This is a genomic window from Actinomadura montaniterrae (assembly GCF_008923365.1).
Lineage (GTDB): Bacteria > Actinomycetota > Actinomycetes > Streptosporangiales > Streptosporangiaceae > Spirillospora > Spirillospora montaniterrae.
Genome location: NZ_WBMR01000002.1, coordinates 157592 through 182135, shown reverse-complemented (window position 1 = coordinate 182135; position 24544 = coordinate 157592). Strand labels below are relative to the sequence as shown.

Here is a 24544-nt window from a genome sequence, read left to right as displayed (position 1 = left end):
GCCTGCCGGCGCCGGTCTGGCACCTGACCGAGCCGGACCCGGCGGCGGCAGCGGCGCGCGGCCGCAGGCCCGGGCCGGTGCGGGTCGGCGCGGCCGACCCCGCCGCGGTGTTCTTCACCTCCGGCTCGACCGGCACGCCGAAGGGCGTGGTGTCCCCGCACGCCGGAACGGTGCGGCTGTGGGACGACTGCGCCTTCGCCGACCTCGGCCCCGGTGTCGTCATGCCGCAGGTAGCGCCCGCGACCTGGGACGGGTTCGCGCTGGACTGCTGGAGCGTGCTGCTCACCGGCGGCACCACCGTGCTGCTGGACGAGCCCGTGCTCGTGCCCCGCATGCTGCGGCGGCTCGTCGAGCGCGAGGGCGTGAACGCCGGGTTCCTCACGACGTCGCTGTTCAACTCCCTGGTGGGGGCGGACGTCGACGCGTTCGCGGGCCTCCGCTGGCTGATCATCGGCGGCGAGCGCGCCTCCGCCGCGCACGCCCGCCGGTTCCTGGACCGGCATCCGGACGCCCGCCTGCTGAACATCTACGGGCCCGCCGAGTGCTCCATCGGCGTGACGGTCGGCGACATCCGGCCGGAGGACTGCGCGGATCCGGCGGGCATCCCGCTGGGCGAGGCGGTGACCGACACCGAGATCCACGTGCTGGACGGCGACCGGGTCTGCGCCCCGGGGGAGACCGGGGAGATCTGCCTCGGCGGCGCCGGGCTGGCCCACGGGTACGTGAACGACCCCGAGCTGACCGCCCGCCGGTTCCGGCACGTCGTGCTGGACGGCGAGCCGCGGCTGCTCTACCGCAGCGGCGACCTCGGGCACTGGTCGCCGGACGGGCGGCTCTACTTCGACGGCCGCGACGACCGGCAGGTCAAGATCCGCGGCCATCGCATCGAGCCGGGCGAGATCGAGGAGGCGGCCCTCGGCGTCCCGGGGATCGCCGAGGCGGTCGCCGCCCCGATCGCCGGGCCCGACGGCGCCTACCGGGAGCTGGGCCTGTTCTACGTCGCGGCCGGCCCGGGCCCGTCGGGGTCCGGTTCGCCCGCGTCCGGCCCGCCGGAGGAGGCCGTGCGCGCCGCGCTGGCCGCCCGGCTGCCCGGCTACCTCCTGCCGGGGCCGATTCGCTGCGTGGAGGCGCTCCCGCTGCTGGCCAACGGCAAGGCCGACCTGACCGCGTTGCGCGCCCTGCTCGACGACGCCCGGGAGCCGGTGGGCACCGGCCCCGCGACGGACCTGGCCGACGGCTCGGAGGCAGAGGTCGCGGCCGCGTTCTGCGAGGTCCTCGGCGTGCCCTCGGTGCCGCCCGACGTCTCCTTCTTCACCCTCGGCGGCAACTCGCTGGACGTCGCGCGGCTCTGCACCCGGCTGGACTCGGTCCTCGGCCTGGCCGTCCCCGCGTCGCGCGTGTTCGCCGCCCAGACCGTGCGCGAGCTGGCGGCCTGGGCCGACTCGGTCGGCGAGGAGCCCGCGCCGGCGGCGCGCACGGCCGGCGCCGGTGAGGAGGTTCCGCTCTGCCCTCAGCAGCGGCTCTTCCTGTGGTCGGCGGGCGAGGAGCAGAGCGACGAGTCGGATCTCTGCCGGATGGCCTGGTGGATCGGCGGGGCCGTGGACACCCGGGCGCTGGAGGCCGCCGTGCGCGACGTCCACCGGCGCCACGAGTCGCTGCACGCCACGTACCGCGGCGGGCCGGACGCCACCGCGCTGCTCCCCGACGACCCAGGGGAGCCGGAGCTGCATCATCTGCCCGAGGCGACCTCTCCGGAGTCCGCCGAGAAGAGGCTGACCGAGGTGCTCTTCCGGCCGCTGCGCGTGCTGGAGGGCAACGTCTGGCGATCCGCGCTCGTGCGGTGCGGCGAGCGCGTGCTGTTCGGGCTCGCCGTACACCACGCCGCGTTCGACGGGCTTTCGGAGAGCGTCATGGCGCGCGAGCTCGGCATCGCCTACGCGGCGCGCCTGCACGGGCGGGAGCCGGAGTTCGCGGGTCCCGGGACCGTTCTGCGCGACCTTTGGGCGGAGTACCAGCGCGAGCTGGACCTGGTGGACCTCGGCGGCCAGCGCCGGTACTGGCTGGACGCCGTCCCGCAGATGCGCGGCGTCTCCCTGGCACCGTTCCGCACGGGCACCTCCGAGGCGGCGGCCGGTCCCAAGGCGGCCGTGCGGCGCGAGGTGGACGCCCGGTGCCTGGAGCCGTGGGACCTGCTCGCACGCAAGCAGGGCGTGACCCGGACCGGCTGCCTGCTGGCGGTCTTCGGCCTGGTGCTGCACCGGCTCACCGGTCAGGAGGACTTCTCGGTCAAGATCCCCGTGGCGCACCGCGGCGGCGTCCGGCAGGCCCACTCGGTCACGTGCCGCGTCGACCTGCTCTGCGTCCGGCCCAAGCCGTCGGGCGGCGGGCTGGACCACGCGCTCGCCACGATCGGCGCGGCGCTCGGCGCCCAGGACGTCCCGTTCGTCGACGTGGCCGGGCTGATGGCGCGGTCCGGGCGCATCGGGGAACTGGCCGGCATGCCGAGCTTCCTTCTCCAGGACGACCCGCCGCCGGTGCTGTCGCTGCCCGGCTGCGAGGCCACGCTCCGCCGCCTCGACACCGCCACGATGAGCACCGAGCTGGAGCTGGACGTGCGGCCGACCGGCGCCGGCGGAATCGCCGTGACGACCACGGTCCGCACCGACCGCTTCCCGGCGTCGCTGGCCCGGCGGATCACCGACGAGTACGTGCGGATACTGCGCCAGAGCCCGGACGGCCTGTAGCCCCCGCCGTAGTACGGACACGAACACCTTGGGAGGTGCCTGGCGTTGAGAGTGCTCTTCACCGCGGTTCCGATGGTCGGGCACTTCCATCCACTCGTCGGATTGGCGTGGGCCCTGCGCTGCGGCGGCGACGAGGTGCTCGTCGCGACGCCGGTGCCGGGGTTCGGATCGGTGATCACCGGTGCCGGGCTGCCGGCGGCGGTCGTGCCGAGCGACATCGGGGACGGCGAGTACGCCGCCGCGAGCGGGGTGGACTTCGCGGCCGGATCGGTGGACGCCGCCTTGGCGGCGAGCGGCCGCGGCTGGGGAATGCTGGCCGGGCGGGCGCTCGCGGGGATGCGCGGGCTCGTCGGCGCGTTCCGGCCGGACGTGGTCGTCAGCGAGCCGTGCGAGTTCGCCGGCCGGATCGCGGCCGCCGAGGCGGGAGTCCCGTGGATCGAGCACGCATGGGGCCTGCCGCCGCTTGAGCAGCACGCGGCGGGTGGAAGCGAGGTGCTGGGGCGGCTGCCGCGGCCGATCGCGTCGGTCCATCCGTCGCCGCCGAGCCTGTGGCCGAGCGGGACGACCGGCATGGCGATGCGGCCGACCGGCTACCACGGGCCGGCGCGCCGCTGGGAACCGCGGGAGCCGGCGGCGGCCCCGCGGGTGCTGGTGACCTTCGGCAGCGTCGTGGTCGAGCACGGCAGGGCGGGCGACCTGGTCGAGATCGTCCGGCGGCTCGCGGCGGGCGGGCTGGAGGTGATCGTCGGGCTGGCGGACGCGCTCGTCCCGCGGCTCGGGACGCTGCCGGACGGCGTCGTGCACGCCGGCTGGACCCCGCTGCACCCGACGCTGGACTCCTGTGACCTGGTCGTCCACCACGGCGGCACGGGCACGGCGATGGCCGCGGTGGCCGCCGGCGTCCCGCAGGTGATGCTCCCGCAGATGACCGACCACTTCCCCACGGCCGAGCGGGTCGCGGCGTCCGGCTGCGGTGCCGTGCTCGCCTCCTGCCCCGCCCCGGCGGAGGTCGAGCGGGCGGCCCTGCGGGTGCTGGACGAGCCGTCCTGCGCGCGGGCCGCGACCCGCCTCGCCCAGGAGGTGCGGGAGCTGCCGTCGACGGCGGCGGTGGCGGAACGGGTGCGGGCCGAGGCGACCGAGACCGAGGTTCGAGCGGCCGAAACTACGCTCCGCGAGCATGGAGATCACGCCGCTCAAGGTCCCGGACAGCTTCCTGATCGAGCCGCGGCAGCTGCGCGATGAACGCGGCTGCTTCTACGAGTCGTTCAAGCACGAGGCGCTCGCGGAGGTAGGGCACCGCTTCACGCCCGCCCAGGTCAACCACTCGGTGTCGCGGCGCGGCGTCGTGCGCGGCATCCACGGCGTCCTGATCCCGCCCGCCCAGGCCAAGGTGGTCGGCTGCCCGCGCGGCGCGGTCCGCGACTTCGTCGTCGACCTGCGCGTCGGCTCGCCCACCTTCGGTCACTACGACACGTCGGTGCTGGACGGCGAGTCCGGGCGGTCGGTGTTCATCGCCGAGGGCCTCGGGCACGGGTTCGTCGCGCTCACCGACGACGCGTGCGTGAGCTACCTCTGCTCGACCGCCTACGTGCCCGGCACCCAGCTGGACATCAACCCGTTCGACCCGGCGCTCGCGCTGCCATGGGACACCGACGGGCAGCCCATCGTGTCCCCGAAGGACGCCTCGGCGCCCACCGTCGAGGAGGCGCTGCGCGACGGCCTGCTGGCCTCCTACGAGGAATGCCTCGCGCTGTACGGACAGCTTCCCGTCGGTTAGCGCGGCGCCACAGTACTTCTGTCACACGCGATCGGTGACGGACCGATCTGGCGGACATTCCGGTGCCGGGCGATTCTAGGAACGCGGGCTTCCACGATGGGAAGGAAATGGAGCGGTGGAACCATACTGGTACGTGGTCGTGGTCATCGGGATCGTCCTTTTTCTCTACAGCAATGTCAAGAACAACAGGAACAAGAAATAGCCGGTCCCGCAGAGCTCCTCGGCCACCGCACCGGTCCCCCCGTCGGGTGCGGTGGCCGAGGTCCGGCGGGCCCCGCGGCCTCCGTCGCCGCTCGAGATGGCCTCGAGCCGCGGCGGGCAGGGTGGGACGGCAACCCGGCGGAGGGAAGGCGATGACGACCAAGGAGCTCCTGCTGGAGCTGGCTCGCAAGTACCACCACGAAGTGACCGTTGAGGCCGATTTCGAACCGGGCGTGACGCCGCTGCTTCCGGCCGGGGCCGTGCTCGCCGAGGACGACCGTATCGCGCTCGTGGAAGCGGCCCTGGAACTGCGCATCAATACCGGCGGCGCGTCCCGCAGATTCGAGAGTCGATTCGCGCGGTATTACGGTCTGCGCAAGGCCCATCTGGTGAATTCGGGTTCCTCGGCCAATCTGCTGGCCGCGTCGGCGCTCACCTCGCCGCTGCTCGAGGACCGCCGGCTGGAGCCGGGCGACGAGGTCGTCACGGTGGCGGCGGGCTTCCCCACGACCGTGAACCCCATCGTGCAGAACGGGCTCACGCCCGTCTTCGTGGACGTCGAGCTCGGCACGTACAACGCCACGGCCGAACGCGTCGCCGAGGCGATCGGGCCGCGCACCCGCGCCATCATGATGGCGCACGCGCTCGGCAACCCGTTCGAGGTCGCCGAGATCGCCGCCCTCGCGGAGGAGCGCGAGCTGTTCCTGGTGGAGGACAACTGCGACGCGGTCGGCTCGACCTACCAGGGCAGGCTCACCGGGACGTTCGGCGACTACGCGACGGTGAGCTTCTACCCGGCCCATCACCTCACGATGGGCGAGGGCGGCTGCGTGCTCACCGACAACCTCGCGCTCGCCCGCATCATCGAGTCACTGCGCGACTGGGGCCGTGACTGCTGGTGCGAGCCGGGCGAGGACAACAAGTGCATGAAGCGGTTCTCGTACCAGATGGGCGAGCTGCCGCACGGCTACGACCACAAGTACATCTTCTCGCACGTGGGCTACAACCTGAAGGCGACCGACCTGCAGGGCGCCCTGGGGCTCACGCAGCTGGAGAAGCTCCCGGACTTCGTGGACGCCAGGCGGCGCAACTGGCGGCGGCTCCGCGAGGCGCTGGACGGGCTGCCCGGTCTGCTCCTGCCGTCCGCCACCCCCGGCAGCGACCCGAGCTGGTTCGGGTTCGTGCTCACCGTCCGCCCGGACGCCCCGTTCACCCGCAAGGAGCTGGTGGACTTCCTGGAGGCGCGCCGGATCGGCACGCGGCGGTTCTTCGCGGGCAACCTGACCCGCCACCCCGCCTACCTCGACCGGCCGCACCGGATCGCCGGCGACCTGACCAACAGCGACACCATCACCGAGAGCTCGTTCTGGATCGGGGTACACCCCCGGCTCACCGTCGAGATGGTCGACTACATGGCCGGCTCGATCATGGAGTTCGTGTCCCGCCGCCACTGACCCGCAGAGCCCCGCACGAGTTCCGCAGAGCCCCGCAGAGTGAGGCGGGCCGCCCAAGGCGGCCCGCCTCACTCTTCTGCGTGCGTTCCTCAGCCGGTGAACGAGGCGAGGAAGCCCGTGTCGTGCGCGGCCTCCTGGAACCGCCGGTCGGCCAGCACCGAGTCGAGGAAGCCGATGGTGGTGCGGACGCCGCGGCCCGTCACGGTGAACTCGGCGAGCGCCGCCCGCATGCGGACCAGGGCCGCGTCGCGGTCCGGGCCCCACACGATGAGCTTGGCGAGCAGCGAGTCGTAGGCCGCCGGGATGCGGTAGCCCGGATGGGCGTGCGTGTCCACGCGCACGAACGGCCCCGAGGGCGGCGAGAACTCCTCCAGGGAGCCCGGCGTCGGCGCGAACGCGCGCGCCGGGTCCTCGGCGTTGATCCGGCACTCGATGGCCGCGCCGCGCGGCCGGACGCCCGCCTGGGTGAACGCGAGCCGCTCCCCGGCGGCGATCCTCAGCTGCTCCTGGACCAGGTCGATCCCGGTGACCGCCTCGGTGACCGGGTGCTCGACCTGGATGCGGCAGTTGACCTCCATGAAGTAGAAGCCGCCGTCCGGCGCGACCAGGAACTCGAAGGTGCCCGCGCCGACGTAGCCGGCCGCCAGCGCCGCGTCGATCGCCGCGGCCGCCATCCGCTCGGTGAGCTCTCGCGGCAGCCCCGGGGCCGGGGTCTCCTCGATCAGCTTCTGGTGGCGGCGCTGCACCGAGCAGTCGCGCTCGCCCAGGTGCACGCCGTTGCCGTGCCCGTCGCACAGCACCTGGATCTCCACGTGCCGCGCGCCGGCCAGGTAGCGCTCCATGTAGACGCGGCCGTCCCCGAACAGGGTCAGCGCGTTCGCGGTGGTCTCCCGGTACGCGGCGTCGAGGTCGTCCATCGACGCGACGATGCGCATGCCGCGGCCGCCGCCGCCCGCGACCGCCTTGATGATCAAGGGGAGGCCGATCTCGTCCGCGAGCCGCCGGGCCTCGGCCAGGTCGCGCACCGGCTCGACCGCGCCGGGCAGCAGCGGCAGGCCCGCCTCGGCCATGGCGGCGCGCGCGGTCGACTTGTCGCCGAGCCGCCGCATCACGTCCGCGGGCGGCCCGATGAAGACCAGCCCGCTCTCCGCGCACGCCTCGGCGAAGTCGGCGTCCTCGGACAGGAACCCGTAGCCGGGATGCACCGCCTCGGCGCCGGTCTGCAGCGCCGACTGGATCACCGCGGCGGCGTTCAGGTAGCTGCGCCGGGCGGGCGCCGGGCCGATCTGGACCGTGGTGTCGGCCAGCCGGGTGACGGCCGAGCCGCGGTCCTCGGTCGAGGCCACGGCCACTGTGCGCACGCCGAGCTCGCGGCAGGCCCGGGCGACCCGGACGGCGATCTCGCCGCGGTTGGCGATCAGGACGGAGGAGAACATCTCAGCCCACCTCGACGGGGGCCAGCAGGAACAGCGGCTCGGCGTACTCGACGGCGTCGCCGTCCGCGCGGAGCACCCGGGCGACCGTCCCGGCGCGGTCCGCCTCCACCGGGATCATCAGCTTCATGGCCTCGACGATCCCGAGCTGCTGTCCCGCCGCGACCGTCTCGCCCTCGCGCACGAACGGCTCGGCGCCGGGGGAGGGGGCCCGGTAGAACACGCCCACGGTCGGCGCCGTCACGGGGTCGCCCTCCTCGGCGGGCTCCGGCTCGGCGGGGGCCTCCGCCCCCGGCGCGGAAGCGGGAGTCGCCACGGGCACCCCGGCCGGGAGCGCGGCCGGGACCGCGGCCGGGACGGCGGGCGGGGCGGGCCGTTGCGGCGGAGCCCAGCCCAGTTCGATCGAGACGTCACCGATCCGCACGTTGAACGTCGCCGGCCGCTCGTCGTGCAGCGCGAGCAGCTCGGCGACCACGGCGGCGGCCTCCCGCAGGAGCTGTCTGGGGCTCGTCTCGCCGCCCCGGTCGAACACCGGCAGCCATGCGTCGGCCAGTTCCGTGGTCAGTAGCCGGCCGTTGTCGCCGCCGCCATCCACCATCATCGCGCGGGTCCTCCTTCCGTCGGGTTCGCGCCGAACGCGCGAAATCGGTCGTACCTGCGTGCGCCGCGCTCGGCGGCGGGTTCCCGGGTCAGGTCGGCGAGGACCGCCAGCAGCGCGTCCCGCAGCCGTCCGGCGGTGGCGAGGGCGTCGTCCGGCGCGCCGGGGCCCGGTTCCGGGATCACCGCGTCGACCACGCCCAGCCGCAGCAGCCGCGCCGAGTCGACGCCCAGCGCGGCGGCCGCGCGCGGCGCCGCGGCCGCGTCGTTCCAGAGGATCGCCGCGCATCCCTCCGGGCTGATCACCGAGTACACGGCGTCGGCGTGCATCAGCACCCGGTCCGCGACGGCGAGCGCGAGCGCGCCGCCGCTGCCGCCCTCGCCGGTCACGACCGCGACCGACGGCACCGGAAGCCCGGCCATGAGCCGCAGGTTCTCGGCGATCGCGAACGCCTGGCCGTTCTCCTCGGCCTCCAGGCCCGGATGCGCGCCCGGCGTGTCGATCAGGGTCACCACCGGGAGGCCGAGCTTGCCCGCCAGCCGCATCAGCCGGGCGGCCTTGCGGTATCCGGCGGGCGAGGCCATGCCGAACCCGCGCGCGGTGAGCTCGCCGACCGTGTGGCCCTTCTGCGTGCCCACCAGCATCACCGGCGTGCCGCCCAGCAGCGCGGGGCCGCCGACGATCGCGGGGCAGTCCTTGGCGAGGCGGTCGCCGTGCAGTTCGAGGAAGTCGTCGAAGGCCAGCCGGGCGTAGTCGAGCGTGCTCGGCCGGTCGAGGTCGCGGGCCCGGCGGACGGTCTCCCAGGGGTCGCGTTCGGGCAGCTCGCCGGGGTCGGTCACCAGCCCGGGAGCCCCGGCGCGTCCGGGCCGGGGGACCGGCCCGGGGGCCGGACGCCCCATCTCCACCAGCCGCGCGAGCGTCGCGCGCAGCTCGCCGCGCGGGCAGATCAGGTCGATGAGCCCGCGCTCCAGCAGGAACTCGGCGGTCTGGAAGCCGGCGGGCAGCGGCCGCCGGATGGTCTGCTCGATCACCCGCGGCCCGGCGAAGCCGAGCCGGGCGCCGGGCTCGGCGACGACCACGTCGGCCAGGGTCGCGAACGAGGCGGCCACGCCGCCGAACGTCGGGTCGGTGACCAGCGAGACGGTGAGCAGGCCCGCCTCGTCCAGCCGCCCCAGCATCTGGCTCGTCTTGGCCATCTGCATCAGCGACAGCGCGCCCTCCTGCATGCGCGCGCCGCCCGAGGCGCTCACGATCAGCAGCGGGCAGCGCTCGCGCAGGGCCAGCTCGCCGGCCTGCGTGATCAGCTCGCCGACGCCGCCGCCGAGGCTGCCGCCCATGAACCGGAAGTCCATCACCGCCGCGACCACCGGCCGCCCGCCGAGGGTGCCGGTGGCGCACAGCACGGCCTCCGCCAGCCCGGTCCTGGCCCGCGCCGCCGCCCGCCGCTCGCCGTAGGGGAGCGTGTCGGTGAAGCCGAGCGGATCGGCGTCGGCGAGCTCGGGCTCGAACGCGACGGCCGACCCGTCGTCCAGCAGCATGGCGAGCCGTTCCGGGGCCGTGAGCGGCTGGTGCCGCCCGCACTCCGGGCAGACCCGCAGGTTGCGTTCGAGCGTCCGCCCGTACGTCACGCTCCGGCAGCCCGGGCAGCAGCGCCAGCCGGCCGCGGGGGAGCCCGTCCCCGCGGCCGGGGGACCGCCCGTCAGGGTGTCGGTCATGGTCGTCTCCGTCCTCCGCAGGGTCGTCCGTGCCGAGCCGGTCACTCAGCGTCCGGGCGGCCGCTCGAGGGCGGATCCAACGCCGATCGAGAGCCCGTTCGATGGTGCTCGTCCAGCGTGCTTCTAGGCCCGCTCTAGGCGGCCCGGTGATGCTTCGGGCCGTGACGGCGCCGGCCGGCCGCCCGCCGGTGGGGTGGGCGCGCCGGTCGCAGAGGGAGACGTTGTGCCAGGAATCAGCGAGCAGCGACCCCGCGGGCCGCGGCGGGTCGTGGTGACAGGCGTCGGGGTGGTCGCCCCGGGAGGCATCGGCACCAAGCAGTATTGGGAGCTGCTCACCTCCGGGACCACCGCCACCAGGACGATCTCACTGTTCGACGCGACGCCGTTCCGGTCCCGGATCGCGGCGGAATGCGACTTCGATCCGATCGCGGCCGGCCTCAGCCGGCGGGAGATCCGCCGGTGGGACCGGACGACCCAGTTCGCCGTCGTGGCGGCGCGGGAGGCGCTCGCCGACAGCGGCGCGGTCGGCGAGATGGACCCGCACCGGACGGGCGTGATGATCGGCACGGCCTGCGGGATGACCCAGAGCCTGGACCGTGAGTACGCCGTGGTCAGCGACCAGGGCGCAACGTGGCTGGTGGACGAGGAGCACGGGGTCCCCTACCTGTACGACTACTTCCTGCCGTCCTCGATGGCGACCGAGATCGCCTGGATGGCCGAGGCCGAGGGCCCGGTGGGCGTCGTCTCCACCGGCTGCACCTCGGGCATCGACGTGGTCGGGCACGCGGTGGACCTGGTGCGCGACGGCATGGCGGACGTGATGGTGGCGGGGGCGTCCGACGCCGCGATCTCGCCGATCACCGTCGCCTGCTTCGACGCGATCAAGGCGACCTCGCCGCGCAACGACGAGCCGGAGAGCGCGTCCCGGCCGTTCGACCGGACCCGCAACGGGTTCGTGCTGGGCGAGGGCGCGGCCGTCTTCGTGCTGGAGGAGTACGAGCACGCCAGGCGCCGCGGGGCGCACGTCTACGCCGAGATCACCGGGCACGCCTCGCGCTGCAACGCCTACAGCATGACCGGGCTGCGCTCGGACGGCAGGGAGATGGCCGACGCCATCGGCGCGGCCCTCGGGCAGGCCCGGCTGAACCCGGACGACATCGACTACGTCAACGCGCACGGGTCGGCGACCAAGCAGAACGACCGGCACGAGACGGCCGCGTTCAAGCTCAGCCTCGGGCCGCACGCCTACGACGTGCCGGTCAGCTCCATCAAGTCGATGATCGGGCACTCGCTCGGCGCCATCTGCTCCCTGGAGGTGGCGGCCTGCGCGCTCGCGATCGAGCACGCGGTGATCCCGCCGACCGCCAACCTCAACGAGCCCGACCCCGAGTGCGACCTGGACTTCGTGCCGCTGGTCGCGCGGGAGCGCGAGCTCGGCGCGGTGCTGAGCGTGGCGAGCGGCTTCGGCGGCTTCCAGAGCGCCATCGTGCTGACCGCGCCCGGGAGGAGGGCCGCATGAGCACGAGCACCCTCACCGGACGCGCCGGCGCCGGACCGGGCTCCGGGCCGGTCGTCGTCACCGGGCTCGGCGTCGCGGCGCCGAACGGCCTCGGCGCCGAGGAGTACTGGCGGGCGGCGCTGGCCGGCCGGAGCGGCATCGCGCCGATCACCCGGTTCGACCCGGCGGGCTACTCGGTGCGCATCGCCGGCCAGCTCGACATCGAGCCGAAGGAGCACCTGCCCGGCCGGCTGCTGCCGCAGACCGACCACATGACGCGGCTCGCGCTGATCGCGGCCGAGGAGGCGCTGGCGGACGCCGGGGCCGACCCGGAGGAGATGCCCGCCCACGCCGCGGGCGTGGTGACGGCGGCGTCCGGCGGCGGCTTCGAGTTCGGCCAGCGCGAGCTCGAGGCGCTCTGGAGCAAGGGCGGCAACCACGTCAGCGCCTACCAGTCCTTCGCCTGGTTCTACCCGGTCAACACCGGCCAGGTGTCGATCCGGCACGACCTGCGCGGGCCGGGGTCGGCGCTGGTCGCCGAGCAGGCGGGCGGGCTGGACGCGATCTCCAAGGCGGCCCGGAACGTGCGCGGCGGCACCGCGCTGATGCTGGCGGGCGGCGTCGACGGATCGCTGTGCCCGTGGTCGCTGGTGTGCATGACCAAGTCGGGCCGGCTCAGCACCGTCACCGACCCGGACCGCGCCTACCTGCCCTTCGACGCCGCCGCGTCGGGGCACGTGCCGGGCGAGGGCGGCGCCCTCCTCGTGCTGGAGGCGCGGGCGGCCGCGCGGGAGCGCGGCGCGCGCGTCCTCGGCGAGATCGCGGGGTACGCCGCGACCTTCGACCCCCGCCCCGGTTCCGGCCGCGAGCCCGGCCTGCGCCGCGCCATCGACCTGGCCTTCGCCGACGCGCGCGTCACCGCGGCCGACGTGGACGTGGTCTTCGCCGACGCCGTCGGCGTCCCCGACCTCGACCGGATCGAGGCCGCCGTGCTCGCCGCGGTCTTCGGGCCGCGCGGCGTCCCGGTCACCGCGCCGAAGTCGCTGACCGGCCGGCTGCTCGGCGGCGGCGCCCCGCTCGACGTGGCGAGCGCGCTGCTCGCCCTCCGGGACGGGGTGATCCCGCCGACCGCGGCGGCGGTGGACTGCGCCTACGCCGACGCGATCGACCTGGTGACCGGAGAACCCCGGGAGGCCGCTCTCGGCACCGCCCTGGTCGTCGCGCGCGGCTACGGCGGCTTCAACTCGGCGCTCGTCGTGCGCCGCTGATCGGACCCGCGACCCACAAGGAGGAGACACCATGCCCACCACCACGTTCACCATGGACGACCTCACCCGCCTGCTGCGCGAGTGCGCCGGGGAGGACGACTCCATCGACCTGGACGGCGACATCGCCGCGATCGCGTTCGAGGACCTCGGGTACGACTCGCTGGCCCTGTTCAACACCGTGAACCGGATCGAGCGCGACTACGGGATCCGGCTCTCCGACGAGATCGTCGCCGAGGTCAGGACGCCGGGCGAGCTGCTCGCCGAGATCGCGAAGCATCTCTGACCGGCATCGACGGGCACACTTCAGGAGGGCTGCGGCAATGTGCGGAATCGTCGGATGGGTCGACTACGCGCGCGACCTCACCAGCGAGCGCGCGACGGCGCGGGCGATGACGGACACGATGGCGTGCCGCGGGCCGGACGCGGAGGGGCTGTGGACGTCTCCGCACGCCGTGCTGGGCCACCGCAGGCTCGCGGTCATCGACCTCGAGGGCGGGCGCCAGCCGATGGCGGCGGAGGCGGACGGCCGCACGCAGGCGGTGATCACGTTCTGCGGCGAGGTCTACAACTTCCGCGAGCTGCGGACCGAGCTCGGCGGCCGCGGCCACGTGTTCAGGACGGCCAGCGACACCGAGGTGGTGCTGCGCGCCTACCTGGAGTGGGGCGCGGCGTTCGCGGACCGCCTGAACGGCATGTTCGCCATCGGGGTGTGGGATCCGCGCTCGGAGGAACTGCTGCTCGTGCGGGACCGGATGGGCGTCAAGCCCCTCTACTACCTGGTCACGCCGGACGGGATCCTGTTCGGCTCCGAGCCGAAGGCGATCCTGGCCAACCCGATGGCGCCGCGGCGGGTCGACGCCGACGGCCTGCGCGAGATCCTCGACATGGTCAAGACCCCGGAGGCGGCGGTCTTCTCCGGCATGCGCGAGGTGCGGCCCGGGCAGCTGGTCCGGCTGAACCGCGGCGGCCTGGCCAAGCACCGCTACTGGACGCTGGAGGCCCGCGAGCACACCGACGACCGCGAGACCACGATCGCCACGGTCCGCGGCCTGCTGGAGGACATCGTCGCCCGCCAGCTGATCTCCGACGTGCCGCTGTGCACGCTGCTGTCGGGCGGGCTCGACTCGTCCGCGGTGACCGCGCTCGCGGCGCGGACGCTCGCCGCGCAGGGGGACGGCCCGGTGCACTCGTTCTCGGTCGACTTCGACGCCGCCCAGCGGGACTTCCAGCCCGACGCGGTGCGCGGCGCCGCCGACGCGCCGTTCGTCCGGGAGCTGGTCGCGCACGCCGGCACCGACCACACCGAGGTGCTGCTGGACAGCGGCGACCTCGCCGCCCCCGGCGTGCGGGACGCCGTCCTGCGGGCGGTCGATCAGCCGCCCGCGTTCTGGGGCGACATGTGGCCGTCCCTGTACCTGCTGTTCCGTGCCGTCCGGCAGCGCTCTACGGTCGCGCTGTCGGGGGAGGCGGCGGACGAGCTGTTCGGCGGGTACCGCTGGTTCCGCAACCCGGGCGCGATTCGGGCGGGGACCTTCCCGTGGCTGACGTCCGGCTCGGCCCGCTACTTCGGCGGGCTCGGCCTTTTCGACGCCGGGCTGAAGGAGAAGCTCGACATCCCCGGCCACCGGCAGGAGCGGTACGCCGACGCCATCGCCGAGGTTCCCGTCCTGCCCGGCGAGGACGCCGCCGAACGCCGCATGCGGGAGATGACCTACCTCAACCTCACCCGCTTCGTGCAGACGCTGCTGGACCGCAAGGACCGGATGAGCATGGCGGTCGGTCTGGAGGTCAGGGTCCCGTTCTGCGACCACCGGCTCGTGGAGTACGTGTTCAACGCGCCGTGGCAGCTGAAGTCGTTCGACGGCCGAGAGAAGAGCCTGCTGCGCGCGGCGGTCGCCGACCTGCTGCCGCGCGGCGTCCTCGAACGGGTCAAGACCCCCTACCCGGCCACGCAGGACCCGGCGTACGAGCGGGCGCTGCGCGTGGAGCTCGCCGACCTCGCCGCCGACCCGAACGCGCCGGTGCTGCCGCTGCTGGACGGCGAGAAGGTGCGGCGGCTGGCGGACCGGCCGCTCGGCGAGGTCAGCCGGCCCTACGACCGCGGCGGGCTCGAGCTGGCGCTCTGGTTCAACCGCTGGCTGACCTCGTACGGCATCACGCTCGACCTGTGACCACCACCGAAAGGGACACCCATGGCACCGACCGACGGCGCACCGCTCGACCGGCAGGCGGTCGCGCGGCTGAACACGGCCTACGCGCAGTCGAGGATCCTGCATTCCGCCGTCCAGGTCGGCCTGTTCGAGCTCCTGGAGCGGGAACCGGCGACCCTCGCGGTGATCTGCGAAAGGCTGGACCTGAACCCCGCCCTCACCGGTGACTTCCTGAACGCCCTGGTCGCGCTCGGGCTGCTGGAGCGGGCGGGCGGGGGACGCTACGGCAACTCGGCTTCCGCCAGCCGTTTCCTGGTGCCCGGCGGAGACATCTACATGGGCGCACGGGTCCGGACGACGGCCGAGAAGCACTATCACCTGTGGGGCAGGCTGACCGAGGCCCTGGTGGACGGGCTGCCCAAGTCCGGGGGCGGGGCGGGCTCGTTCGACACCCTTTACGACGACCCCGAGCGCGCGCGCGGCTTCCTCAAGCACATGGACGCCAACAACGCGCTCGTCGCCCCGCAGCTCGCCGACGCCGTCGACTGGGCCGCCTACGGCTCGTTCATCGACGTGGGCGGTGCCCGCGGCAACGTGGCGGGCACCCTGGTCAAGGCGCACCCGCACCTGTCCGGCGGCGTGTTCGAGCTGCCGAAGGCCGAGCCGTTCTTCCACGAGCTGATGGACGAGCTGGGACTGACCGGCAAGGTCGACTTCCATCCGGGCGACTTCTTCACCGACCCGCTCCCGGCGGCCGACGTGCTGGTGTTCGGGCACGTGCTGCACGACTGGTCGGTCGAACGGCGCCGCATGCTCCTCGGGCGGGCCTTCGAGTCGCTCGCCCCGGGCGGGGCCATCGTGGTCTACGACCAGATGCTCGACGGGGACGACCCCGACCTGGCGAGCCTCATCGGCAGCCTGAACGTCGGCCTGATGCTGGGCGGCTCGGAGTACACGGCCGAGGAGTGCCGCGGCTGGGCCGAGGAGGCGGGCTTCCGCGTCCAGTACGCCGAGCGCCTCCCCAAGGGCAACGACACCGTCCTCTACGCGACCAAGGACTGATCCAGGCGAGGAGGGAGCCCGGACCTCCTGACCGCTCATCGCGGCAGGAGGTCCGGGCTTCTTCGCGTCGTTGGGAGTGGGGCGAAGGACGGGCCGCCGGCCGTCAGGGCAGGGCGTCGAGGGCGTCCAGCGCGGCGGTCCAGAACTCCCACGTGCCCTCGGCCGTGGACGGCAGCATCGGGATCACGGTGCTGCGGCCCGAGCGCACGGCCGGATGCCTGCGCGCCGGAGTGGACAGGCGCCTCCCGGGGCCGACCTCCACGAGGGTGAAGTCGCCCTCGGCGAGCAGGGCCTCCAGCGCGGGCCAGAAGAGCACCGCGCCGGCGACCTGCCCGGCCCAGAAGCCGGGGTCGGTCGCCTCGTCCGGCCGGACGGCCCGCGCGGTCCTGGTGGACTGGATCCGCAGGGAGGGCCGCCGGAGCTCCTCCTTCGCGAACGCGGCGGTGAAGACCTCGGCTGCCTCGGCCATCGCCGGCGAGTGGAAGGCCTGGAGCGCCGGAACCCGCCGGCCCGGGGTGCCCGCGTCCTCCAGCGCTCGCTCCACCTCGCCGAGGCGCGGCTCCGGACCCGCCAGCACGGTCTGGCGCGGCGCGTTGACCGCACCGACCACCACGCCGCCGGGACGGCCGGGCGGATCGACGAAGCGGGTCAGCTCCTCGGGCGTGGCTCCGACCGCGAGCATGCCGCCCGAGGGGGAGCCGTCCAGGGCCAGCGACCGGGCCTCCATCAGGCGCGCGGCCGCGGGCAGGTCGAAGACCCCGGCGAACGCGGCCGCGGCGAGCTCCCCGATGCTGTGCCCCAGCAGGACGCCGGGGCGGACGCCGCGCGTTTCGAGCGTCCGCGCCAGGGCGTATCCGAGGATGAACAGCAGCGGCTGGGCACGGCGCCCCTCGTCGAGCGGCACCGCCGGATCGTCGGTGAGCCAGTCGTCGCGCAGCCGCTTCCCCTCGCCGTCGAGCAGCTCGAAGAACTCTTCCAGGATCTCGGTGAACACGGGCTCGCGGCCGAACAGCTCGCGCGCCATGCCCGGGTGCTGCGCGCCCTGCCCGGGGAACAGGAACACGATCTCGCTCATCGCCCGCCGTCCGTCAGGGCCGCGCCGCCGGCGTACCGCTCGCGCATCTGGCGGCGGAGCGGCTTGCCGGTGGCCGACCGCGGGATCGCCTCGACCAGGTCGACGTACTTCAGGTGCTCGTAGTACGGGCATCGTTCGGCCACGAACCCGGCCAGCTCGGCGACGTCCACGCCGTCGCGCGCGGGCACGACGATCGCGTGGGCGACGGCGCCGCTCACCTCGTCCGGATGGTCGAACACCAGGCATTCGGCGACCCCGTCATGGCCGAGCAGGACCCGTTCGATCTCGGTCGGCGACACCAGCCAGTTGTCGCACTTGAAGACGTCCTTCACCCGGTCGAGGACGAACAGGTGGCCGTCGGCGTCGATCCGGCCGATGTCGCCGGTGGAGAACCAGCCCTCGGCATCGGTGACCTCGGCCGCCGGCCGGTCGTGGTAGCCCTTCATCAGCTGGGGGCCGCGCACCTGGATCTCGCCCTCGGCGCCGACAGGCTGGACCTGCCGCGTGTCCAGGTGAACGACGCGGCAGTCGGTGCCGGCCACCGGCGGGCCCGAGGAGCGGATCTTCGGGTCGTCCAGGTTCTCGAAGTGGGTGGACGGCGAGGTCTCCTGCAGGCCATAGCCCTGCACCACCGGGACGCCGAACCGCTCGGCGAGCGCCCGCGTCGTCGGCGGCGGCAGCGCCGACCCACCGCACAGGACCGTGCGCAGCGTGGGGACGCCCAGCTCGGCCAGGCGCGGGTGCGCGCCCAGCTTGATCAGCCGCATCGGAAGGCTGTAGAAGTGCGTCGCCTCGTGCTCGGCGGCGACCCCGACGGCGTCCGCCGGGTCGGGTTCGGCGCAGAGCACGAGCGTGGTCGCCGCGGTGACGGCCATCGTCAGGTGCATCAGATGGAACGACGGCAGGTAGTTGAACAGCACCGCCGACTCGTCCACCCGGTGCGCGTGCGCGCTCTGGGCCGCGTTCACGGTGATGTTGCGATGCGTGAGCAGCACCGCCTTCGCCGGTCCCGTGGTGCCGCTGGTGAACTGGAGGCACGCGACCTCGTCCACGTCGGTGGTCTCGGGGCGGGGGAGCGGCAACTCCGGGGCCTGGTCGATCAGGTCGTCCAGCACGGGGACGCCGGGCAGATCGTCGGCGGCGTGGGTGAGGACCACGGTCTCGAGGTCGGGCAGCCGGTCTCGGATCTTCTCCAGATACCGGTACATCACGGGCGAGACGATCGCCGCGCGCGCGTCCGCCAGGCCGAGCACGTGCGCCAGACCGTCCTCGCGCAGCAGCGGGTTGACCAGCGCCGGAACGTTCCCGGACCGCAGGATCCCGAAGAAGGCCACCGGGAACGCCGGCTCCAGGGCGAGGGCGAGCGCGACCCGGGCGGGCCGCTCGCCGAGCAGGGTCTTCAGCGCGCGGGCGCAGCGTTCGGCCGCCGCCTCCAACTCCGCGTAGGTCAGATCGCCGGACAGCGCACCGGTGAACCCGGGGGAGCACAGCGCGATGCGGCCGGGACGGCGCTCCGCTGCGCGCCGCAGCAGGTCGTCGATGCGGGGGCCGCCGAGCAGGTCGCCGAGCACCTCCAGCGGAGGCCCGGACACCAGGCTGCTCGCCCGGACGCCGAGATCGGGTGCGGCCATGGTCAGGACCCCTGGAGGTCGTCGCGGCTCACCGACCGGTGCTTCACCTGGAGCCGCCCGCCGACGCGGACGAGCACGTCGTCGCAGGTCGTGCTGAGGTGGACGGCCGTCGGCCCGCCCTTGGGCGTGCGCAGGACCAGCGCGTAGGTGCGGGCCTCGACGGACCCGTCCGGCCGCTCGTTCACCTCCAGCATCCCGAGCCAGTGCCGGGTCCGCACGCCCTCCTCGGCCAGCCGGGCGCCGGCCTTGCGCGAGGCCGCCTCGATCTCCTCCCGGCCCCGCTGCGGCTCCGGATGCGCGTTGGCGGTGAAGACCCCGTCCTCGGTGAAGGTCTCGGCCCACGCGCGATGCTCGCCCTGGTCGAGGTGGCGCATCTGGCGGCCGTAGAAATGCTGGACCTCCTGGTACAGCGATGGCGACATGGCTCTCCCTCTCCGATGGGTGTGTACGCAGGCGAGGGTCGTTCCCGCTCCTCGAACCCGGTTGGAGGCCGCGTCGAGACCCCCAGCTCCAGCCGCTCTCCGACGAGAATCGAGGGCCCGCGCCCAGGCTGTCGGCATCGCGAAGGGCCCGCCGTGGAGGGCGGGCGCCACTGTCGAACCACCGGAGGAGCTGGCGATGACCACAGGCGAGGGCACGATCACCGGGGTCGCGCTGGTCACCGGCGCGACGAGCGGGATCGGCCGGGCCGTGACCGAGCGGCTGGCCGAGCGCGGCATGCAGGTCTTCATCTGCGCGCGCACCGCCGAGGACGTGATCTCGACCGTCAAGGAGCTGCGCGACCGGGAGCTGGCGGTGGACGGGCTGGACGCCGACGTCCGCTCCGCCCGCTCGGTGCGGCGGCTGGTCGGCGCGGCGGTCGACCGGTTCGGGCCGATCCGGGTGCTGGTCAACAACGCCGGCCGCAGCGGCGGCGGCCCCACGGCGAAGATCACCGACGAGCTGTGGGACGACGTGATCGACACCAACCTCACCAGCGTCTTCCGCGTCACCCGGGAGGTCCTGTCCAACGGCGGGCTGATGGACGCCGGCGGCGCGGGCCGGATCATCAGCATCGCCTCCACGGGCGGCAAGCAGGGCGTCCCGCTCGGCGCGCCCTACTCGGCCTCCAAGGGCGGCGTGATCGCCTTCAGCAAGGCGCTGGCCAAAGAGCTGGCCCCGAGCGGCGTGACCGTCAACACGGTCTGCCCGGGCTACGTCGAGACCCCGATGGCGGTGCGCATCCGCGAGGCGTACGCGTCGACCTGGAACAGCACCCCGGAGGCGGTCCTGGAGCAGTTCGAGGCCAAGATCCCGCTGGGCCGCTACTCCACTCCCGAGGAGGTGGCGGGCCTGGTCGGCTACCTGGCGACCGACACCGCCGCGTCGATCACCGCGCAGGCGCTCAACGTCTGCGGCGGCCTCGGCATCTTCTGACGGCAGCCGATGGCGGCTCTGCCGGCATCCCCGACCTCATCTACCGAAGGACGGTTTGCAGTGCCCCCGAAAGGACGCCACACGACCTCGCACGAGGTCGACATCAAGGCCCCCGCGGAGCTGGTGTACCGGATCGTCGCCGACGCCGCCGGCTGGCCGCAGCGCTTCGTCCCGACCGTTCACGTCGAGCGCACCGGCCTCGGCGCCGGCGCCGAGCGGCTGGAGATCTGGGCCACCGGGAACGGCGAGGTGAAGCACTGGACCTCCCGGCGGGAGCTCGACCCCGCCGCGCGCCGCGTGGAGTTCAGGCAGGAGGTCTCCTCGCCGCCGGTCGCGGCGATGGGCGGCACCTGGATCGTGTCGCAGGAGCCGAACGGGGTGACCCGGCTGGTGCTGGAACACGACTTCGAGGCCGTGGACGACGACCCCCAGGGCGTCGAGTGGATCACCAAGGCGACCGACCGCAACTCCACCACCGAGCTCGGCAACATCAAGGCGCTCGCCGAGGGCTGGGACCGGCTGGCCGACCTGACCTTCTCCTTCGAGGACTCCGTGGTGGTGGACGGGACGCCCGAGGAGGTCTACGACTTCCTCTACCGCGCCGATCTCTGGCCGGAGCGGCTGCCGCACGTGGCGAGCATGAAGTTCGCCGAGGGGGAGCCCGGCGTCCAGGAAATGGCGATGGAGACCCGGACCAAGGACGGGTCCACGCACACCACCGAGTCGGTGCGGGTCTGCTTCCCGACCGGGCGCATCGTCTACAAGCAGCTGGTGCCGCCGTCGCTCATGACCGCCCACCTGGGCGAGTGGACCTTCACCGCCGAGGGCGAGGGGCGGGTGCGCGCCACGTCGCGGCACACCGTGACCGTCAAGGAGGACGCGATCACCACCGTGCTCGGCGAGGGCGCGACGGTCGAGACCGCCAAGGAGTTCATCCGCAAGGCCGCGGGGGGCAACAGCGTGGCCACGCTGAACCTGGCCAAGGAGTTCGTCGAGGCCCGCACCGGTGAGGCCCGCACCAGTGAGGCCCGCACAGGTGAGGCCCGCAATGGCTGAGCCCGAGGTCCTGGTCGTCGGCGCCGGCCCGGTCGGCCTCACGGTCGCGTACGAGCTGGCGCGGCGCGGCATCGCGATCCGCGTGGTCGACAAGGCCGAGGGGCCCGCGACCAGCAGCCGCGCGCTGGCCACGCACGCCCGCACCCTGGAGATCCTGTTCCAGATGGGCCTGGTGGACCGGCTGCTGCCGCTCGGCCAGAAGGTCGAGCACTTCTCGATCCACCAGCGGGGCCGCTGCCTGCTGGCGTTCGACACCAACTACACCAAGATGCCGACGCGCTTCCCGTTCAGCCTCATGGTGGACCAGGTCCGCACCGAGGGCATGCTCCGGGAGGCGCTGTCCGAGCAGGGCGTCGAGGTCGAGTGGGGCGTCGCGCTGGACCGCTTCGACGCCGATGAGGACGGCGTCCTCGCCGAGCTCCGGCACGCGGACGGCGGGACGGAGAAGGTCGCGGTGCCCTGGCTGGTCGGCACCGACGGCGGCAAGAGCACCGTGCGCAAGGCGCTCGACCTGAGGCTGCTCGGCGACACCACCGAGACGTGGCTGAACGCGGACGTCGTCATCACCGGCTCCGACCTGCCGCGCGACAGCAACCACCTGCTGCACACCGGCGGCGGCTCGCTGCTGCTGGTGCCGTTCCCCGACCCGGGCAAGTGGCGGGTCGTGGACACCCTCGACATCGAGGGGGCGGACGACCCGGAGGTCATCCGGACCCGGCTCGAGAACAAGATCTCCCGCGCGCTGCGCCGCCGGGTGAAGGTCGCCGATCCGACCTGGATCTCGGTGTTCACCGTGCAGCAGCGGATGATCCAGCGGATGCGGGTCGGCCGCTGCTTCGTCGCGGGCGACGCCGCCCACGTGCACAGCCCGGCGTCCGGCCAGGGCATGAACACCGGCATCCAGGACGGCTACAACCTGGCGTGGAAGCTCGCCGACGTGGTGCGCGGGCACGCGGGCGACGCGCTGCTGGACACCTACGGAGCCGAGCGCGTCCCGATCGGCGAGGTGCTGCTCGGCTCGACCGAGAAGGCCACGGCACTGGTCAAGCTCCGCAACGCCGCGCTGCCGGTGGTGCTGCCGGTCGGGCTCGGTCTGCTGAACGCGCTGAAGCCGGTGAAGCGCAAGGTGGAGGGCAAGGTCATCCGCGGGTTCTGCGGGCTGCCGCTGAACTACGCCGACAGCCCGCTCACCACGTGCGACCCCGGCTACGAGAAGGCCGGGATCAAGCCGGGCCACCGGGTGGCCTGCGACGGCGCGAGCGAGCGGGCGTCCGCCGGCTGGCGCGCGATGTGCACCGAGCTGACCGACCGCAGGTGGAGCCTGCTGGGCTTCGCGGGCGACGGGTCCCCGGCGGACCTCGGCGCGATGCTCGGCCGGGTGGAGGAGCGGCACGGCGCGGCCGTGTCCGTCCGCACCGTCGTCCGCGAGGCCGGCGACCGGACGGGGCCGGGCCCGATGGCCGACCCCGGCGGGCGGCTCGCCGCCGGGCTGGGACTGCGGCCCGGCGACTACGCGCTGGTCAGGCCGGACGGCTACCTGGCGGCCAAGGGCCGGATCGTGAGCGCGGAGCAGCTGCTGTCGGTCCTCGCGGGCGCGCACCTGATCCCGAGCCTCGAGCCCGCCGACACGCGATCGCAGAGCGGAGAGTAGGCATGCGCGTCATCGATCTGTCGTCCTCGGTGGACGCCTCCGGCTGGGAGCCGAACGAGGTCGTGCACGAGGTCATGTCGGCCGTCGAGGGCGCCGAGCACATGGCGACCCGGATGCGGGAGAACTGGGGCGTCGACTTCGACCCGTCGGTGCTCCCCGGCGGCGAGCTGCTCACCCTCGACACCATCACGCTCACCACGCACACGGGCACGCACGTGGACGCGCCGTCGCACTACGGGACGCCCGCGGGCGGCGGGACGGCGCGGCACATCGACGAGATGCCGCTGGACTGGTTCCTGCGGCCCGGGATGGTGCTCGACCTCACCGGCGCGCCGGTCGGCCAGATCGGCGCGGACCGGCTCCGCCGCGAGTTCGACCGGATCGGCCGCACGCCGGAGCCGATGGACATCGTGCTGCTGAACACCGGCGCGGACCGGCTGGCCGGGTCGCCGAAGTACTTCACCGACTTCCCCGGACTGGACGGGCCCGCGACCGAGCTGCTGCTCGACCTCGGCGTCCGCGTCATCGGGACCGACGCGTTCAGCCTGGACGCACCGTTCGGGTACATGATCGAGGCCTACCGGCGGACCGGCGACACGGCGGTGCTCTGGCCCGCCCACTTCGCCGGGCGCTCCCGCGAGTACTGCCAGATCGAGCGGCTCAGCAACCTGGACGCGCTGCCGCCGACCGGCTTCACCGTCTCCTGCCTGCCGGTGAAGATCAGGGGCGCGGGCGCCGGCTGGACCCGCGCGGCGGCGCTGATCGAGGACGGCACCGAGGGCGGCGCGTCATGACGGGCGCCGCGTTCACCCGCAAGGACCTGGTGGAGACCGCCCAGGCGTTCAAGCGGACCGCGCTGCTGCGCGCGGCGGTCGAGCTCAAGGTGTTCGACGCGCTCGCCGGCGGGCCGCGGGACGCGGCGGCCGTGGCGGCCGCGGTCGGCGCCGATCCGCGCGGCGTCCGCGTGCTGCTCGGCGCGCTGGCCGCCGTGGGCCTGCTCGGCTCGGACGGCACGGCGTTCAGCCTCCCCGAGGGCGGCGACCGGCTGCTGGTGAGCGCCAGCCCGGACTACGCCGCGGACTCCGTGCGGCTGCTCGCCGGGGACGCGGAGTGGGCGGCGCTCGCCGACCTCGCCGGGGCCGTGCGCGGCGGCGGCACGCTGCTGGAGCACGGGGCGGACTCGCCCGCCTTCGCCTACTGGCGGGACTTCGCGGGCCAGACCACCTTCGTCGCCGAGGCCGCGGCCAAGGCGTTCGTCGAGGCCGTGCTGGACGCCGGGCCCGGCGAAAGCCCGCGCGTGCTGGACGTCGGGTGCGGACACGCCCTGTTCGGGCTCCGGCTCGCCGAGCGGATCCCGGGGGCGCGGGTCTGGGCTCAGGACGGCGAGTCCGTCCTGGAACTGGCCCGCGAACGTGCCGCGAGCATGGGCCTGGCCGACCGGGTGACCTACCTGCCGGGCGACGCCTTCGACGTGCCGCTCGGCGGACCGTATGACGTCGTCGTCGCGGCGAACCTGCTGCCGCTGTTCCCGCCGGAGCGCTGCGTGCGCCTGCTCCGCAGGCTCGCCGAGGCGACCGCGCCCGGCGGCCGCGTCGTCACCGTGGGCTTCACCACCGGGGAACGGCCGCCCGCCGCCGAGCACGCGGCGCACATGCTGTCGCTGATGCTGCTCGCCTGGACGCCGGGAGGCGAGGCCCACTCCGTGGCGGCCTACCGGCGGATGTTCGGCGAAGCGGGGTTCGCCGGCGTCGAGGTGCGGCCGGTGGGCGAGGCCCCGCTCCATCTCGTCGTGGCCGAGAAACGCTGAGGAGGACG

General features: G+C 73.9%; 20 protein-coding genes. 14 read left to right on the top strand and 6 right to left on the bottom strand.

Features of this window, described 5'->3' with window-relative positions; all coding sequences use genetic code 11:
- From F9B16_RS02095 to rfbH, 4 genes are all read left to right on the top strand, one after another.
- On the top strand, positions 1-2744 hold a 2744-nt coding region (locus F9B16_RS02095), incomplete at its 5' end, for an AMP-binding protein (protein WP_151538084.1).
- A gap of 51 nt (positions 2745-2795) precedes the next feature.
- Positions 2796-3986, top strand: coding sequence for a nucleotide disphospho-sugar-binding domain-containing protein (locus F9B16_RS02090; protein ID WP_404800471.1), 1191 nt, complete (start codon positions 2796-2798; stop codon positions 3984-3986).
- Entirely contained in the window at positions 3922-4521 is a 600-nt protein-coding gene (locus tag F9B16_RS02085) for a dTDP-4-dehydrorhamnose 3,5-epimerase family protein (RefSeq protein ID WP_151538082.1), read from the top strand. Before F9B16_RS02090 ends, F9B16_RS02085 begins: the two co-directional genes overlap by 65 nt.
- A 353-nt stretch (positions 4522-4874) precedes the next feature.
- Positions 4875-6176, top strand: a complete 1302-nt coding sequence (rfbH, locus tag F9B16_RS02080) for a lipopolysaccharide biosynthesis protein RfbH (protein ID WP_151538081.1) — start codon at positions 4875-4877, stop codon at positions 6174-6176.
- An 89-nt stretch (positions 6177-6265) separates the two neighbouring features.
- On the opposite strand, the gene F9B16_RS02075 is transcribed toward rfbH, so the two are convergent.
- Genes F9B16_RS02075 through accD form a run of 3 tightly spaced genes read right to left on the bottom strand, consistent with a single transcriptional unit; the run spans position 6266 to position 9922 of the window.
- The gene (locus tag F9B16_RS02075; protein ID WP_151538080.1) at positions 6266-7612 is read right to left on the bottom strand and encodes an acetyl-CoA carboxylase biotin carboxylase subunit; all 1347 of its coding nucleotides are present in this window, start codon (positions 7610-7612) and stop codon (positions 6266-6268) included.
- Position 7613: 1 nt separating this feature from the next.
- The gene (locus F9B16_RS02070; RefSeq protein ID WP_225991259.1) at positions 7614-8210 is read right to left on the bottom strand and encodes an acetyl-CoA carboxylase biotin carboxyl carrier protein; all 597 of its coding nucleotides are present in this window, start codon (positions 8208-8210) and stop codon (positions 7614-7616) included.
- Positions 8207-9922: an acetyl-CoA carboxylase, carboxyltransferase subunit beta gene (accD, locus tag F9B16_RS02065; protein WP_151538079.1), complete on the bottom strand. Its 1716-nt coding sequence runs from the start codon at positions 9920-9922 to the stop codon at positions 8207-8209. Before accD ends, F9B16_RS02070 begins: the two co-directional genes overlap by 4 nt.
- A 223-nt stretch (positions 9923-10145) precedes the next feature.
- Between accD and F9B16_RS02060 the strand changes: the two genes are divergently transcribed.
- From F9B16_RS02060 to F9B16_RS02040, 5 genes are read left to right on the top strand one after another with little or no spacing between them, the layout of a single operon-like run.
- Positions 10146-11441: a beta-ketoacyl-[acyl-carrier-protein] synthase family protein gene (locus F9B16_RS02060; RefSeq protein WP_318839210.1), complete on the top strand. Its 1296-nt coding sequence runs from the start codon at positions 10146-10148 to the stop codon at positions 11439-11441.
- Complete coding sequence (locus F9B16_RS02055; RefSeq protein ID WP_151538078.1) at positions 11438-12688, top strand: ketosynthase chain-length factor; 1251 nt, start codon at positions 11438-11440, stop codon at positions 12686-12688. The genes F9B16_RS02060 and F9B16_RS02055 overlap by 4 nt, the downstream gene beginning before the upstream one ends.
- Positions 12689-12719: 31 nt before the next feature.
- Complete coding sequence (locus F9B16_RS02050; RefSeq protein WP_151538077.1) at positions 12720-12971, top strand: acyl carrier protein; 252 nt, start codon at positions 12720-12722, stop codon at positions 12969-12971.
- A gap of 37 nt (positions 12972-13008) precedes the next feature.
- Positions 13009-14859, top strand: a complete 1851-nt coding sequence (asnB, locus tag F9B16_RS02045; protein ID WP_151538076.1) for an asparagine synthase (glutamine-hydrolyzing) — start codon at positions 13009-13011, stop codon at positions 14857-14859.
- Between the two features lie 21 nt (positions 14860-14880).
- On the top strand, positions 14881-15900 hold the full coding sequence (locus F9B16_RS02040; RefSeq protein WP_151538075.1) for a methyltransferase: 1020 nt from the start codon (positions 14881-14883) through the stop codon (positions 15898-15900).
- A 103-nt stretch (positions 15901-16003) separates the two neighbouring features.
- Here the strand turns inward: F9B16_RS02040 and F9B16_RS02035 are convergent, their stop codons facing one another.
- The 3 genes from F9B16_RS02035 to F9B16_RS02025 are packed head-to-tail and all read right to left on the bottom strand — an operon-like array spanning position 16004 to position 19028.
- Positions 16004-16975, bottom strand: coding sequence for an acyltransferase domain-containing protein (locus tag F9B16_RS02035; RefSeq protein ID WP_192808569.1), 972 nt, complete (start codon positions 16973-16975; stop codon positions 16004-16006).
- Positions 16972-18606 carry a class I adenylate-forming enzyme family protein gene (locus F9B16_RS02030; protein ID WP_151538073.1) on the bottom strand — a complete coding sequence of 545 codons (1635 nt, stop codon included), beginning with the start codon at positions 18604-18606 and terminating at the stop codon, positions 16972-16974. The genes F9B16_RS02035 and F9B16_RS02030 overlap by 4 nt, the downstream gene beginning before the upstream one ends.
- A 2-nt stretch (positions 18607-18608) precedes the next feature.
- Positions 18609-19028: a nuclear transport factor 2 family protein gene (locus tag F9B16_RS02025; protein ID WP_151538072.1), complete on the bottom strand. Its 420-nt coding sequence runs from the start codon at positions 19026-19028 to the stop codon at positions 18609-18611.
- 196 nt (positions 19029-19224) lie between these two features.
- Here F9B16_RS02025 and F9B16_RS02020 point away from each other — a divergent pair, with 196 nt between their 5' ends.
- From F9B16_RS02020 to F9B16_RS02000, 5 genes are read left to right on the top strand one after another with little or no spacing between them, the layout of a single operon-like run.
- Positions 19225-20022: an SDR family NAD(P)-dependent oxidoreductase gene (locus tag F9B16_RS02020; protein WP_151538071.1), complete on the top strand. Its 798-nt coding sequence runs from the start codon at positions 19225-19227 to the stop codon at positions 20020-20022.
- 60 nt (positions 20023-20082) lie between these two features.
- Positions 20083-21078, top strand: coding sequence for an aromatase/cyclase (locus F9B16_RS02015; protein WP_225991258.1), 996 nt, complete (start codon positions 20083-20085; stop codon positions 21076-21078).
- A complete protein-coding gene (locus F9B16_RS02010; RefSeq protein WP_151538069.1) occupies positions 21071-22729 on the top strand; it encodes an FAD-dependent oxidoreductase in 1659 nt (552 codons plus the stop codon). Before F9B16_RS02015 ends, F9B16_RS02010 begins: the two co-directional genes overlap by 8 nt.
- A 2-nt stretch (positions 22730-22731) precedes the next feature.
- Complete coding sequence (locus tag F9B16_RS02005; protein WP_151538068.1) at positions 22732-23523, top strand: cyclase family protein; 792 nt, start codon at positions 22732-22734, stop codon at positions 23521-23523.
- Complete coding sequence (locus F9B16_RS02000; protein WP_151538067.1) at positions 23520-24536, top strand: class I SAM-dependent methyltransferase; 1017 nt, start codon at positions 23520-23522, stop codon at positions 24534-24536. The genes F9B16_RS02005 and F9B16_RS02000 overlap by 4 nt, the downstream gene beginning before the upstream one ends.
- The last annotated feature ends 8 nt before the right edge of the window (positions 24537-24544 follow it).